The organism is Pseudomonas sp. S49 (assembly GCF_009866785.1).
In the GTDB taxonomy this organism is placed as follows: domain Bacteria; phylum Pseudomonadota; class Gammaproteobacteria; order Pseudomonadales; family Pseudomonadaceae; genus Aquipseudomonas.
This window is the reverse complement of record NZ_CP019432.1, coordinates 2,564,985-2,578,950: the sequence shown is the minus strand read 5'-3', so window position 1 is coordinate 2,578,950 and position 13,966 is coordinate 2,564,985. Positions and strand designations below refer to the sequence as shown.

The 13,966-nt window shown below is 61.1% G+C and carries 14 protein-coding genes; 11 read left to right on the top strand and 3 right to left on the bottom strand.

Going from position 1 to position 13,966, the window contains the following annotated elements; all coding sequences use genetic code 11:
- Positions 1 to 38: 38 nt before the first annotated feature.
- Positions 39 to 935 (bottom strand): LysR family transcriptional regulator, encoded by an 897-nt coding sequence (locus PspS49_RS11435; RefSeq protein WP_160039336.1) that lies wholly within the window; start codon positions 933 to 935, stop codon positions 39 to 41.
- 272 nt (positions 936 to 1,207) lie between these two features.
- On the opposite strand from PspS49_RS11435, the gene PspS49_RS11430 reads away from it, so the two are divergent.
- The 3 genes from PspS49_RS11430 to PspS49_RS11420 are packed head-to-tail and all read left to right on the top strand — an operon-like array spanning position 1,208 to position 3,788.
- Positions 1,208 to 1,906, top strand: coding sequence for a CoA transferase subunit A (locus PspS49_RS11430; RefSeq protein WP_007919568.1), 699 nt, complete (start codon positions 1,208 to 1,210; stop codon positions 1,904 to 1,906).
- Positions 1,907 to 1,929: 23 nt separating this feature from the next.
- Positions 1,930 to 2,595: a CoA transferase subunit B gene (locus PspS49_RS11425; RefSeq protein WP_160039334.1), complete on the top strand. Its 666-nt coding sequence runs from the start codon at positions 1,930 to 1,932 to the stop codon at positions 2,593 to 2,595.
- An 11-nt stretch (positions 2,596 to 2,606) separates the two neighbouring features.
- Positions 2,607 to 3,788: an acetyl-CoA C-acetyltransferase gene (locus tag PspS49_RS11420; protein ID WP_160039332.1), complete on the top strand. Its 1,182-nt coding sequence runs from the start codon at positions 2,607 to 2,609 to the stop codon at positions 3,786 to 3,788.
- A gap of 219 nt (positions 3,789 to 4,007) precedes the next feature.
- Here the strand turns inward: PspS49_RS11420 and cobF are convergent, their stop codons facing one another.
- Together cobF and PspS49_RS11410 are read right to left on the bottom strand one after the other, a co-directional pair.
- Positions 4,008 to 4,763 (bottom strand): precorrin-6A synthase (deacetylating), encoded by a 756-nt coding sequence (cobF, locus tag PspS49_RS11415; protein ID WP_160039330.1) that lies wholly within the window; start codon positions 4,761 to 4,763, stop codon positions 4,008 to 4,010.
- The gene (locus PspS49_RS11410; RefSeq protein ID WP_160039328.1) at positions 4,763 to 5,332 is read right to left on the bottom strand and encodes a histidine phosphatase family protein; all 570 of its coding nucleotides are present in this window, start codon (positions 5,330 to 5,332) and stop codon (positions 4,763 to 4,765) included. Before PspS49_RS11410 ends, cobF begins: the two co-directional genes overlap by 1 nt.
- Before the next feature lie 330 nt (positions 5,333 to 5,662).
- Between PspS49_RS11410 and PspS49_RS11405 the strand changes: the two genes are divergently transcribed.
- The 8 genes from PspS49_RS11405 (at position 5,663) to PspS49_RS11370 (ending at position 13,920) form a co-directional block, all read left to right on the top strand.
- A complete protein-coding gene (locus PspS49_RS11405) occupies positions 5,663 to 6,517 on the top strand; it encodes a MurR/RpiR family transcriptional regulator (protein WP_016983252.1) in 855 nt (284 codons plus the stop codon).
- A gap of 2 nt (positions 6,518 to 6,519) precedes the next feature.
- Positions 6,520 to 7,164, top strand: a complete 645-nt coding sequence (locus PspS49_RS11400; RefSeq protein WP_116031288.1) for an isochorismatase family cysteine hydrolase — start codon at positions 6,520 to 6,522, stop codon at positions 7,162 to 7,164.
- Positions 7,161 to 8,492 carry a glutamine synthetase gene (locus PspS49_RS11395; RefSeq protein WP_160039326.1) on the top strand — a complete coding sequence of 444 codons (1,332 nt, stop codon included), beginning with the start codon at positions 7,161 to 7,163 and terminating at the stop codon, positions 8,490 to 8,492. Before PspS49_RS11400 ends, PspS49_RS11395 begins: the two co-directional genes overlap by 4 nt.
- The gene (locus PspS49_RS11390) at positions 8,476 to 9,228 is read left to right on the top strand and encodes an N-formylglutamate amidohydrolase (protein ID WP_127926709.1); all 753 of its coding nucleotides are present in this window, start codon (positions 8,476 to 8,478) and stop codon (positions 9,226 to 9,228) included. Before PspS49_RS11395 ends, PspS49_RS11390 begins: the two co-directional genes overlap by 17 nt.
- 77 nt (positions 9,229 to 9,305) lie before the next feature.
- The gene (locus PspS49_RS11385) at positions 9,306 to 10,655 is read left to right on the top strand and encodes an APC family permease (protein WP_007919552.1); all 1,350 of its coding nucleotides are present in this window, start codon (positions 9,306 to 9,308) and stop codon (positions 10,653 to 10,655) included.
- 118 nt (positions 10,656 to 10,773) lie between these two features.
- Positions 10,774 to 11,790: an arginine N-succinyltransferase gene (locus PspS49_RS11380; RefSeq protein WP_150774497.1), complete on the top strand. Its 1,017-nt coding sequence runs from the start codon at positions 10,774 to 10,776 to the stop codon at positions 11,788 to 11,790.
- A gap of 58 nt (positions 11,791 to 11,848) precedes the next feature.
- On the top strand, positions 11,849 to 12,883 hold the full coding sequence (astA, locus tag PspS49_RS11375; protein WP_016983246.1) for an arginine N-succinyltransferase: 1,035 nt from the start codon (positions 11,849 to 11,851) through the stop codon (positions 12,881 to 12,883).
- A gap of 167 nt (positions 12,884 to 13,050) precedes the next feature.
- Entirely contained in the window at positions 13,051 to 13,920 is an 870-nt protein-coding gene (locus PspS49_RS11370; RefSeq protein WP_007919546.1) for an oxaloacetate decarboxylase, read from the top strand.
- Positions 13,921 to 13,966: the final 46 nt, after the last annotated feature.

The following is a 13,966-nucleotide window of genomic DNA, read 5'->3' as shown; positions in this document are numbered from 1 at the left end:
TATCGCGAGCAGGCTCACTTCTACAGGGATCGGGGCAATCAGGGAGACAGGCGTTGGCTCAGGTTCTCTTGCTGGAGGATATCGAACAACGCCTGCGCCGCTGCCGACAGTTCATTGCCCGGCTCGGTCAGCACACCAATCGCCCGCTCCACCGAGTCGTCCAGCGTCAGGCAATGGGCGCCCAGTTCTTGCATCTGCTCGGCACACAACGCCGGGACGGCGCTGACGCCCAGACCGCTGGCGACCATGCGCCCGACCGTCGCCAATTGATGGCTTTCAAATTCCACCGGCAACTTCATGCCGCGGGCCTGCAAGTGCTCTTCGAGCATCACCCGCACCGTCGAGGGCCGCTGCAAGGTGATAAACGGCTCCTGAAGCAACGTCTGCCAATCGATCTCAGCGCGCTGGGCCAACGGCGAATCCTTCGATACCACCGCAACAAAGCGATCCATGTACAACGGCGTGAACGTCATCGCCGTGTTTTGCATCGGCTCGAACGCCACGCCCAGTTCCACCTGACGATCACGAACCATCTCCAGCACTTGCTCGTTGATCACGTCATTGACCGTGACGTTGACGTTCGGATAGCGCGCGCGAAACGTTTTGAGGATCGGCGGCAGCAGATTACCGGCAAACGACGGCATCGCCGCCAGCGTCACTCGCCCGCGCTGCAAGCTGAAGCGCTGGCGCATTTCGTCTTCGGCATTGTCCCAGTCGGCAATCAGCCGTCGCGCCAGAGGCAGCAAGGATTCACCTTCTGCGGTCAGCCCCACATTGCGCGTGTTGCGGCTGAACAGGCGTCCGCCCAGGCCCTCCTCCAGCGCTTTGATGGTCAGGCTCAACGCCGATTGCGACAGGTGCAGACGCTCGCAGGCCACGGCGAAACTCAAGCTCTGGGCGACGGCGAGGAAGGCGCGGATCTGTTTGATGGTCATACTGAAGCCTCAGGATCGTCGGTGATGATCGTTCCCACGCTCTGCGTGGGAATGCAGCCCGTGACGCTCCGCGTCACTGGACGCGGAGCGTCCCTAGAGGCATTCCCACGCAGAGCGTGGGAACGATCAAGCGTTAAGCGGCACGCCATAACGCGACTATTGAGCTTTATCAATCAATCGACCTTAAAAATCAACTTAACAAATATATCCTTCAGCGCGACACTCCAACCATTCGGCTAGCCAGCCGCCCGCAAATAATAAAAGAGGTGCATATGGCAGGTTTCGACAAGCGCGTGAGTTCCTACGAGGAAGCCCTGGCCGGGCTTGAGGACGGCATGACCGTCATCGCCGGCGGCTTCGGTCTGTGCGGCATTCCGGAAAACCTGATCGCCGAGATCAAACGCAAAGGCACCCGCGACCTCACCGTCGTCTCCAACAACTGCGGCGTCGACGGTTTCGGCCTCGGCGTACTGCTCACCGATCGCCAGATCAGCAAAGTCATCGCCTCCTACGTCGGCGAAAACAAGCTGTTCGAAGAGCAACTGCTCAAGGGCGACATCGAAGTCATCCTGACCCCGCAAGGCACCCTCGCCGAGAAGATGCGCGCAGGCGGCGCCGGCATTCCGGCCTTCTTCACCGCCACCGGTGTCGGCACTCCGGTCGCCGAAGGCAAGGAAGTGCGTGAATTCAAGGGTCGCAAGTACCTGATGGAAGAATCCATCACTGGCGACTTCGCCATCGTCAAAGGCTGGAAAGCCGACCACTTCGGTAACGTCGTCTACCGTCACACCGCGCAGAACTTCAACCCGCTGGCCGCCACCGCCGGCAAGATCACCGTGGTTGAAGTCGAAGAAATCGTCGAACCCGGCGAACTCGACCCCTCGCAGATCCACACTCCGGGCATCTACGTCGATCGGGTCATTTGCGGCACGTTCGAAAAACGCATCGAACAGCGCACCATCCGCAAATAATTCAGGCTGACGGAGAATAAAAAATGGCACTTTCCCGCGAACAAATGGCTCAGCGCGTCGCCCGCGAAATGCAGGACGGCTTTTACGTGAACCTCGGCATCGGCATTCCGACCCTGGTCGCCAACTACATTCCCGATGGCATGGAAGTCATGCTGCAATCGGAAAACGGCCTGCTCGGCATGGGCCCGTTTCCGACCGAAGACACCATTGATGCCGACATGATCAACGCCGGCAAACAGACCGTGACCGCGCGCATCGGCGCGTCGATTTTCAACTCCGCCGAATCCTTCGCGATGATCCGTGGCGGTCATGTCGACCTGACCGTGCTCGGCGCGTTCGAAGTCGACGTCGAGGGCAACATTGCCTCGTGGATGATCCCCGGCAAACTGGTCAAGGGCATGGGCGGCGCGATGGACCTGGTGGCCGGCGCCGACAACATCATCGTGATCATGACCCACGCGTCCAAGGACGGTGAGTCGAAACTGTTGGCCAAGTGCAGCCTGCCGCTGACCGGCGCCGGTTGCATCAAGCGCGTGCTGACCGACCTCGCGTACCTGGAAATCGAAAATGGCGCTTTTGTCCTCAAGGAACGCGCACCTGGCGTCAGCGTCGAGGAAATCGTCGCCAAAACCGCTGGTAAACTGATCGTCCCGGATCACGTACCGGAAATGCAGTTCGCTGCCGAGTGAGGAATTCGAAAATGCAAGACGTCGTAATTGTTGCCGCCACGCGTACCGCGATCGGCAGTTTCCAGGGTTCCCTGGCCAGCGTTTCCGCCGTTGATCTGGGCGCGGCGGTGATCCGCCAGCTACTCGAGCAGACCGGTCTGGACGGTGCGCAGGTTGATGAAGTGATCATGGGCCAGGTGTTGACTGCCGGCGCCGGCCAGAACCCGGCGCGTCAGTCGGCGATCAAGGCTGGCTTGCCCCACGCCGTACCAGCGCTGACCCTGAACAAAGTGTGCGGTTCGGGCCTGAAAGCCCTGCACCTCGGCGCACAGGCGATCCGTTGCGGAGACGCTGATGTGATCATCGCTGGCGGTCAGGAAAACATGAGCCTGTCCAACTACGTGATGCCGGGCGCACGCACCGGTCTGCGCATGGGCCACGCGCAAATCGTCGACACCATGATCAGTGACGGTCTGTGGGATGCATTCAACGATTACCACATGGGCATCACTGCCGAGAATCTGGTCGACAAATACCAGATCAGCCGTGAGCAGCAGGATGCCTTTGCGGCAGCCTCGCAGCAGAAAGCCGCCGCCGCGATTGAAGCCGGCCGCTTTGTCGATGAGATCACCCCGATCCTGATCCCGCAGCGCAAAGGCGATCCGGTGGCGTTCAAGGTTGATGAGCAACCGCGTGGCGACACCACTGCCGAATCCCTGGCGAAACTGCGTCCGGCTTTCAAAAAGGACGGCAGCGTCACGGCTGGCAACGCTTCGTCGCTGAACGACGGCGCTGCTGCGGTCATCCTGATGAGCGCCGAGAAAGCCAAAGCCCTTGGCCTGCCGGTTCTGGCGAAAATCGCCGCCTACGCCAACGCAGGCGTTGATCCAGCAATCATGGGCATCGGCCCGGTGTCGGCCACCCGCCGCTGCCTCGACAAGGCTGGCTGGAACATCGACCAACTTGACCTGATCGAAGCCAACGAAGCGTTCGCCGCACAATCGCTGGCGGTGGCCAAAGATCTGCAATGGGATCTGGACAAGGTCAACGTCAATGGCGGCGCCATCGCCCTCGGTCACCCGATCGGTGCATCGGGTTGCCGTGTGCTGGTGACCTTGCTGCATGAAATGATCAAGCGTGATGCGAAGAAGGGTCTGGCGACCCTGTGCATCGGCGGCGGCCAGGGTGTGGCGCTGGCGCTGGAACGCGTTTAACCCAGGGTTCAACGGTGAATGGCGGATCCACGACATCCGCCGCTCGCTGGCAACAAAAACCCGGTGCGACTTGCGTTGCACCGGGTGTTTTTTTGCCTGTTCGAAATCTGCGTTGAATGTTCCGGCCCTATCGCGAGCAGGCTCACTCCTACATTTTGAGATGCGTTCCCCTGTGGGAGCGAGCCTGCTCGCGAAGGGGCCAGCCCGGCCAGCGAAAATCTAAGGCTTACGCAGCAAGTACGTATCCATGATCCACCCATGCTCCGCCCGCGCCGCCTTGCGCACCCGCTCGATCTCATCCGCGACATCCGCCAGCCTGCCACTGATCAGAATCTCGTCCGGCGTGCCCAGGTAGGCACCCCAGTAAATCTCGGTTTGCCGATCCGCGACGTGGTGATACGAATCTTCAGCATCGAGCATCACCACCAGACTGTCCGCATCACTCACCTGCCCTGCCGCCAAACGCCGCCCGGTGGTGATTTCAATGGAACGGCCGATCGTGTTCAGCGGCACTTTGTGTTGCGCCGCCAGCGCCTGAACACTGGTGATCCCGGGGATCACCGCAAACTCGAAGGCAGACGCACCCGAGGCCAGAATGGCCTGGAGGATGCGCACGGTGCTGTCGTACAGCGCCGGGTCGCCCCACACCAGGAAACCGCCGCACTGGCCGTCAGACAATTCGTCATTGATCAGCCGCTCGAAGGTCTGCTGCTTGGCACGGTTCAGCTCATCGACACTGGCCGTGTAGTCAACATCACCGCGCTCGCGTTCCGGGCTGTGGGCTTCGACGAAGCGATAGTCGGGGTCGTCGATGTAGCGCTCACAGATCTCACGGCGCAGGTCGATCAGTTTGTCTTTGCTCTGGCCTTTATCCATCAGGAAGAACACGTCGACCTGATTCAGCGCCTTCACGGCCTGCATCGTGATGTAGTCGGGATTACCGGCACCGATGCCGATCACCAGCAGTTGTTTCATCAACGTGCTCCTTTAACGTCCAGGCCCGGCAAGCGTAGCCGCCAACGCCCGGTGAAGCGCAGTTCGACCATCGACAATGGTTCGACATCAATGTCATGAAACGCGGTGCCGCGCATCACGTGGATCAGCGCGGCGCGGATGACAAATGGATGCGTCACCGCCACTACATGCTCCGGCGTGGCTTGCAGGCTGGTCAGCCACTGCGCCACGCGTTCACACAACTGCGCCACCGACTCACCACCATGGGGTATGGCGTGGGGATCTTCCAGCCAGGCATGCAGCGCGGCGTCTTCCGAGCCCTGCAGGGACTTGATCGACAGCCCATGCCAGCGGCCCCAGTCGCAATCGCGCAGCGCCTCTTCAATTTGCGCATCCGCACCAAACCATGCCGCCGTCTGTTGCGTGCGCAATTCCGGCGCGCAAATCAAGCGCCGCGAGGCATCGAAACGGTCGGCCAGAGATCCTGGCGCCAACCCACTATTTTCAACAGGTTCATTCGTAGGAAAACACGCCAATTTCTGTGCGACGGTTCGTGCATGGCAAATCAATGTCAAACGAGTGGTCTGCACAGGGATCGCTCCGGTAGGCCTTCATGAAAATCAACGGCGCCAAGCCGCTCTGTGGGCAATTGTGCCGTAAACCGGGGGTTGCGGGGCTTCTGGATCGCCACGGCAAAAAACGACGACGCCAGGAATACGGCAATATCTGACAGCGTTGTGGGCAATGGACTACAAGCGCGATCGAATTACGTGTAGCCCTTGTTACACGGGCATCTCGCTCCATTCTGGAGCCTTTTCAACACACTGAAAAATTCACTAGACATGTAACGTCAGTTACATAAATACTGTTTTAACGGATTATGAAGCGAATTCAACACCCTCCATCCAGCAGGAGCCCGGATGCCCCCTCTCAGAGACCTGATCACCGACCCCGGCCTGGATCTTACGCCGTCGGAGCGCAAAGTCGTTCGCGCCTTGCTGGATCAGTACCCACGTAACGGTCTGGGGCCGATGGCGCGTCTGGCCGAACACGCCGGCGTCAGCGATCCGACCATTGTGCGGCTGGTAAAAAAACTCGGCTTCGGCGGTTATGCCGAATTTCAGGATGCCCTGCTCAGCGACATGGATCATCGTCTGCGCTCGCCGCGTACGCTGTTGCAACCGCGCGCCCATCAGCACAAGGACGACGCCTGGAGCCACTATCTGGGCGACAGCCATCGCCTGCTGGTCGAAACCCAATCGCTGACCCAACCCGAAGACGTGCGCATTCTCACCGACTGGCTGCTCGACGCGCGGCATCAGGTTTATTGCTTCGGCGGGCGTTTCAGCAGCCTGATGGCCACTTACCTGCTCAATCACTTGCGCCTGCTGCGCCCCGGTTGCTTCGCTCTGGAAGACAACGCGCAACTGCCCGATCGTCTGTTCGATCTGCAACGCCAGGACGTCGTGCTGGTGTTCGATTATCGCCGCTATCAGACTCAGGCCCTGCGCGTCGCCAGTGCCGCGAAGAACAACAACGCCCGTGTGGTGCTGTTCACCGACATCTACGCCTCGCCGCTGCGCGAACTGGCCGACCTGATCATCAGCGCCCCGGTCGAATCGGCCTCGCCGTTCGACACCATGGTGCCGGCGCTGGCTCAGGTCGAAGCACTGATTGCCTGCCTGACCCTGCGCACCGAAAACCTCGCCGATCGCCTGGAAGGCATCGATGCCCTGCGCAATGACTTCAACACCCACCTGCTGGAGGATAAATAAGGATGTTCAGCCTTCCCCACCGCTCGCCGCGGGACTTGCCGTTTGTCACCGATCACACCGCGCTGTTGCTGGTGGACATGCAGCGTGCCTGGCTCGAGCCGCAGTTCGACGCGCACCTCAACGGTCCTGAAGCCGAGTATTTCCTGACCCGCGCGCACATGCAGGTGGTACCCAATCAACGTCGTTTGCTCAGTGCTTTTCGCGAGGCGCGGCAGAACGTGCTGCACACCATTATCGAAAGCCTTACCGCCGATGGCCGCGACCGTTCGCTCGATCACAAGCTCTCGGACATGCACCTGCCCAAAGGCAGCGTGCAGGCGCGGATCATTGAAGACCTGAGCCCGGTGGAAAACGAAATCGTCCTGCCGAAGACCTCGTCCGGGGTGTTCAACTCGACCAACATCGACTACGTGCTGCGCAACCTCGAAACCCGCCACCTGATCATCGCCGGCATCGTCACCGACCAATGCGTGGACATGGCCGTGCGCGACGCCGCCGACCGTGGCTATCTGGTCACACTGGTCGAAGATGCCTGCGCCACCTACAGCGCCGAACGCCACCATGCCTGCCTGAATGCGATCAAGGGTTACTGCTGGATTACCGACACCGACACCGTGCTCGCCCGCCTGCAGGAGATGCGGCCATGAGCACGCGCCTGACGCCGCTGCCGATGACCACGCTGGTCACCACTGACCTGATCGGCATCACCCGTGGCCGCTCGTTTCCCACCGATGAGCTGGAGCATTATCAGGCCGCCGGGTGCGGCTGGGTGCCGGCCAACAGCGCGTTGACGCCGCAGGACATCATTGCCTCGACCAATCCGTGGGGCGCTTATGGCGACCTGCGGTTGATTCCCGATCTGAGCAGCCGCGTCACCGTCGGCAACGGCCCGGACGTCGACGCACCGGCGCTGGACTTCATCCATGGCGATATTCGCGAAACCGATGGCCGGCCGTGGGGCGCCTGCCCGCGCACGCTGTTGCGTGACGAAATCGAACGTTATCGCGATGAACTGGGCTTGCAGGTCAACGCCGCGTTCGAACATGAATTCAACCTGCACGCCGGTTTTGCCGAGCATCTGGCGTTCTCCCTCGAAGCCCAGCGCCAAGGTGCCGAGTTCGGCGGCTGGCTGCTCAGTGCCCTGCGCGCCGGCGGTGTCGAGCCGGAAATGTTTCTGCCCGAGTACGGTAAGCACCAGTACGAAATCACCTGCCGCCCGACGCTCGGCGTGGCGGCGGCCGATCGTGCCGTCAACGTGCGCGAGATCAGCCGCGAGATCGCCCGGCAAATGGGTCTCGATTTGAGCTTTGCGCCGAAGACCGCCGCCGACGCGGTGTGCAACGGCGTGCATCTGCACGTCAGCCTGCTCGATCTGGGCGGTCTGCCGATGCTCTACGACGCTGGTACCAGCAATGGTCTGTCGAGCCTCGGCCAGCATTGGGCGGCGGGGATCCTGCATTACTTGCCGGCTCTGTGTGCGTTTACCGCACCGACTCCGGTGTCGTACGAACGCTTGCAGCCGCATCACTGGAGCGCCTCTTACGCTTGTCTCGGCCAACAAAACCGTGAAGCAGCGCTGCGCATCTGCCCGACAGTGACCCTCGGCGGCAAGCCCGTGGCCAACCAGTTCAACCTCGAATTCCGCGCCATGGACGCCACTGCCTCACCGCATCTGGCCATGGCTGCACTGCTGATCGCCGGGCGACTGGGTATCGAACAACGCCTCGCGCTGAACGCGATCACCAATGAAATTCCCGATTCACTCAACGACGAGCAACGCAAGGCCCGGGGCATCGTCGCCCTGCCCGCCTCGCTGGCCCAGGCGCTGGATTGCCTGCGCAACAGTGGCGCCTTCACCGAATGGCTGCCCAAGCCGCTGCTCGACACCTACTACGCCCTGAAAACCGAGGAACTGGCGCTGACGGAACAGCTCTCGCCCGCTGACTTGTGTGAGCACTATGCACGCCTGTACTGAATCCGCCGAACTGGGGTTGTACACCCGTCCGGCCTACAACCTGAGCCGCGCCGACTCCACGCACCCGTTGATTCTGGTGTGCGAACACGCCAGCCGCTACATCCCCGAGGCCCTGAACAATCTGGGCCTGGACGCTAGCGCCGCCCGCGAACACATCGCCTGGGACATCGGCGCGTTGCAACTGGCCGAGCAGTTATCGGAAAGGCTCGGCGCCACCCTGTTGAGCGCCAATTATTCGCGCCTGCTGATCGACCTGAACCGGCCACGCCACGCCCCCGACAGCATTCCGGCGCAGAGCGAGATTTATCAGGTGCCGGGCAACCGCGAGCTGGACGAAGCCACCCGCGAATACCGCCGTCAGACCCTGTTCAAGCCGTTTCACGCGCGCTTGCAAACCTTGATCGACGAGCGTGTTGCTCAGGGCCAGGCAGTGCGTGTGGTGGGGATTCACAGTTTCACCCCGGTGTATTACGGCCAGCCGCGACCACTGGAAGCCGGCGTGCTGTTCGGGCAGGCCAAGGCCTACGCGCAACGTTTGCTCGATGGACTCGGCGAACACCCGCTGAAAGTGGCCGGTAATCAGCCGTACAGGATTGATCCGCTGGGCGACATGACCGTGCCCGTGCACGGCGATGCCCGTGGCCTCGACTCGGTGCTGATCGAGGTGCGCAACGACTTGCTGCGCAGCCCCGAAGCCGTATCGCGCTGGGCCGGATACCTCGCGCCATTGCTGTAATGAAAGACTGCTAACGCTGTAAACGATGGACCGATAACAACTAAAACGACCGACTGGCTGACAAGGAGTTGCGCTTCATGGAAATTGAAGAATTCGGCTACAAGCAAGAGTTGAAACGTAGCCTGACGCTGACCGACCTGGTGGTGTACGGGATGATCTTCATGATCCCCATCGCCCCGTTCGGGGTTTACGGCTACGTCAACGCCGAAGCCCCGGGGATGGTGCCGCTGGCGTACATCATCGGCATGGTGGCGATGCTGTTCACCGCATTGAGCTACGGCAGCATGGCCAAGGCCTTTCCGATTGCCGGCTCGGTGTATTCCTATGCGCAACGCGGCCTCAATCAGCACGTCGGCTTCATCGCCGGCTGGCTGATGCTGCTCGATTACCTGCTGATTCCGCCGCTGCTTTACGTCTACGCGGCGATGGCGCTCAACCATTTGTACCCGGACATCCCGAAAGTCGGCTTTATTCTGGCGTTCCTGGTCAGCGCGACCTTCGTCAACCTGCGCGGCATCACCTTCACCGCGCGGATGAACATCATCTTCCTGCTGGCACAACTGGTAGTACTCGGCATCTTCCTGTTCTACGCGTGGAATGCCCTGCACAACGGTGGCGGTAACGGCGAGCTGACCCTGGCGCCGCTGTATCACCCGGAAACCTTCAACTTCGCCCTGCTGATGCAAGCGGTGTCGATTGCCGTGCTGTCATTCCTCGGCTTCGATGCGATCTCTACCCTCGCCGAAGAAATCAAAGGTGATCCGGGCAAAAGCGTTGGCAAAGCCGCGTTGATCACCCTGGTGGTCATGGGCGTGATTTTCGTTGCACAAACCTGGATCGCCACCGATCTGGCAGCGGGCATGGGTTTCAAGTCCGCCGACACCGCGTTCTATGAAATCGCCGAAATCGCCGCCGGCAGTTGGCTGGCGACTCTGACCGCTGTCGCGACGGCGCTGGCCTGGGGCGTGGCCGTGGCCATCACCTCGCAAGCCGCTGTTTCGCGCTTGCTGTTCGGCATGGCGCGCGACGGCAAATTGCCAAAAGTGCTGGCCAAGGTTCACCCGAAACACAACACGCCGTACCTGAGCATTTATCTGGTGGCGGTGCTGTCGCTGGTCATCTGCTATCTGTTCATCAACTCGGTCGACACCCTGACCTCGCTGGTCAACTTCGGCGCGCTCAGCGGTTTCATGCTGCTGCACCTGACAGTGATCAACTACTACTGGCGTCGGCAAAAGTCCGGTCAGGTCGTGCGTCACCTGATCTGCCCGGTGGTCGGCTTCATCATCGTCGCGGCCATCATGTACAACATGGGCGTCGATGCGCAGAAACTCGGGCTGATCTGGATTGCCTTGGGTCTGGTGTACCTGTTCTTCCTCAACAAGCTCGGCGCCAGTACCGCGCTGCCTGACCCGAGCAACGGCTGACAAGAAAAAGAGCGGCGTCTGACAACAAATCAGGCGACCGCCGATTTATCGCGTGGAAACCGACAGTGATAGTCAGGTTCGGCGACTTTGCCGAACCTTTTGATACAGGAGTACATCCATGCTGGTCTTACGCCCAGTCGAGCAGACTGACCTGCCCCAGCTCCAACAATTGGCCCGCGACAGTCTGGTGGGCGTGACCTCCCTGCCGGACGACAGCGAGCGCCTGCGCGCGAAAATCGCCGGTTCCTGCGCCTCGTTTGCCAGCGCGGCGGCGGCCCACGGCCCGGAGAACTACTTCTTCGTGCTGGAAGACCTGGACGACCAGCGACTGGTCGGCTGCTCGGAGATTCTCGCGACGGCGGGTTTTGACGAGCCGTTCTACAGCCTGCGCAACCGCCACTTCACCAGTGCTTCCCGCGAGCTGAACATTGAACACGGCGTGCCAGCGCTGTCGCTGTGCCACGATCTCAACGATCACACACTGCTGCGCGGCTTTCACATCGACGCCAATCTGGTGCGCACGCCGTTCTCCGAGTTGCTGTCACGGGCGCGCCTGCTGTTCATGGCCGCTCATGCGCCGCGCTTCGCCGAGGCGGTGATTACCGAAATCGTCGGCTACAGCGATGAGGAAGGTCATTCGCCGTTCTGGGATGCACTGGGCAAACACTTCTTCGACCTGCCCTACGTTGAAGCCGAACGCCTGTGCGGGCTGCAGAGCCGCACCTTTCTCGCCGAACTGATGCCGCAATACCCGATTTACGTGCCGATGCTGCCGCAAGCGGCGCAAGACTGTATCGGTCGTATCCACCCGGACGGTCAGGAAGCGTTCGACATCCTTGAGCGTGAAGGCTTCGAAACCAACAGCTACATCGACCTGTTCGACGCGGGCCCGACTCTGTATGCGCGCACCGCCAATATCCGTTCGATCGCGCGTAGCCAGATGGCAACGGTGCAGCAACAGCCACAGATCGATGCCCGTGGCCGTTATCTGCTGAGCAATGACGCGCTGCACGGCTTCCGGGCGATGATTGCCGAACTCGATTACCAACCCGATCAACCGCTGTCCCTCACCCCTGCAATGTGTGCGGCGCTGAACGTGACCAATGGCAGCCCGATTCGGCTGATTGCCCTGTGAAACCCGCCCGGTTGCGCAGCCAACGACAGTGCCCGAACAGGCGCGAAGGAGTTACAGCATGATTGTCCGCCCGGTCAAAGTCAGCGACCTGCCAGCCTTGATGGCGCTGGTGCAACAGGCCGGCCCGGGGTTCACCACCCTGCCGGCCAACGAAGATCGCCTGTCCCACCGGGTCCGCTGGGCGCAACGAGCGTTCGCCGAACAGGTGGAACGGGCCGACGCGGACTATCTGTTTGTGCTCGAAGACGACGACATGCGCGTGGTCGGCGTCAGCGCACTGGCCGGGGCGGTCGGCCTGCGCGAGCCCTGGTACAACTATCGGGTCGGGTTAACGGTGAGTTCGGCGCCGGATCTGGGCATTCAACGGCAGATACCGACGCTGTTTCTCAACAACGAACTCACCGGCCAATCGGAGCTGTGCTCGTTGTTTCTCGGCCATGATCAGCGCCACGGCAGCAATGGCCGCCTGTTGTCGCTGGGGCGTTTGCTGTTCGTTGCCGAGTTTCCGCACCTGTTCGGCGAGAAGATGATTGCCGAACTGCGCGGCAGCGCCGATGAACACGGTTGTTCGCCGTTCTGGGACAGTCTGGGCCGGCATTTCTTCCAGATGGACTTCAGCCATGCCGATCACTTGTCGGGCCTTGGCAACAAATCGTTCATCGCCGAACTGATGCCGCGCCAGCCGCTGTACACCTGCATGCTCACCGAACAAGCCCAGGCGGCGATCGGCCAGGCACACCCGAATACCGAGCCGGCGCTGAAAATCCTTCAGGCCGAAGGTTTTACCCACAAAGGCTACATCGACATCTTCGACGGCGGCCCGGTAATCGAAGCGCCGGTGCGCAATATCCGCACCGTGCGCGAGAGCGTCGAGCTGACCCTGAGCCTCGGCAGCCCGGATGAACAGGCACCGTTGTGGCTGATTCACAACCGCCGTCTGGAAAACTGCCGCATCACCGTCGCCCGCGCCCGCCGGGTCGGCAGCAGCCTGGTGATCGACCGCCTCACCGCCAAGCGCCTGCAACTGCAACCGGGCAATTCGGTGCGCGCGGCGATGTTGCCCAATCAACAGCAACAGGCGGTGGCGGCCTGACGGTCATCACCGCAAAAAGGTAAATCCTTTCAGCAAAAGAGTCCGCGACAACCTGTCCCTTGCAAATTCGTCATGATCATTGACCCATTCGCGTGATAGCCTTTTCATTCTTCGGCGTTGACACCTTTGTTCAAGCCTTTCCATTCCTTTGTATTGGTGGAACTCGTATGACCAGGCTTTCCCATCAAGATTTGCGCCGTAACTTCCGTCAACTGCTGGCCTCTGACACCTGCTATCACACGGCGTCGGTGTTCGATCCGATGTCCGCGCGCATTGCCGCTGACCTCGGTTTTGAAGTGGGGATCCTCGGCGGTTCCGTGGCCTCGTTGCAGGTGCTCGGTGCCCCGGACTTTGCCCTGATCACCCTCAGCGAGTTCGCCGAACAGGCCACCCGCATCGGCCGCGTCGCCCAATTGCCGGTGATCGCCGACGCCGACCACGGCTACGGCAACGCCCTCAACGTGATGCGCACCATCGTTGAACTGGAACGCGCCGGGGTCGCCGCCCTGACCATCGAAGACACCTTGCTGCCGGCCCAATTCGGCCGCAAATCCACCGACCTGATCACCGTTGCCGAAGGCGTCGGCAAGATCCGCGCGGCATTGGAAGCCCGGGTTGATACGGAAATGGCGATCATCGCCCGTACCAACGCCGGCATCCTGCCGAACCAGGAAATCATCAGCCGCACTCGCCAGTATCAGGCTGCCGGGGCTGACGGCATCTGCATGGTCGGGATTCAGGATTTCGATCAGCTCGAGCAAATCGCCGAACACCTGACCGTTCCGCTGATGCTGGTGACCTACGGCAACCCGGCGTTGCGCGATGACAAACGTCTGGCCGAACTCGGTGTGCGCGTGACCATTGATGGGCATGGTGCGTACTTTGCGGCGATCAAAGCGACGTATGACAGCTTGCGTGAACAGCGGCAGATCTTTACCCAGGCGTCCGATTTGAGCGCGACCGAGTTGACGCACACCTATACCCAACCGGAGGAATACATTCTCTGGGCCAAGGAATACATGAGCGTCAAGGAGTGATGGGTTGGCCGGGCTGACGCCATCGCTGGCAAGCCAGGCTCCCACA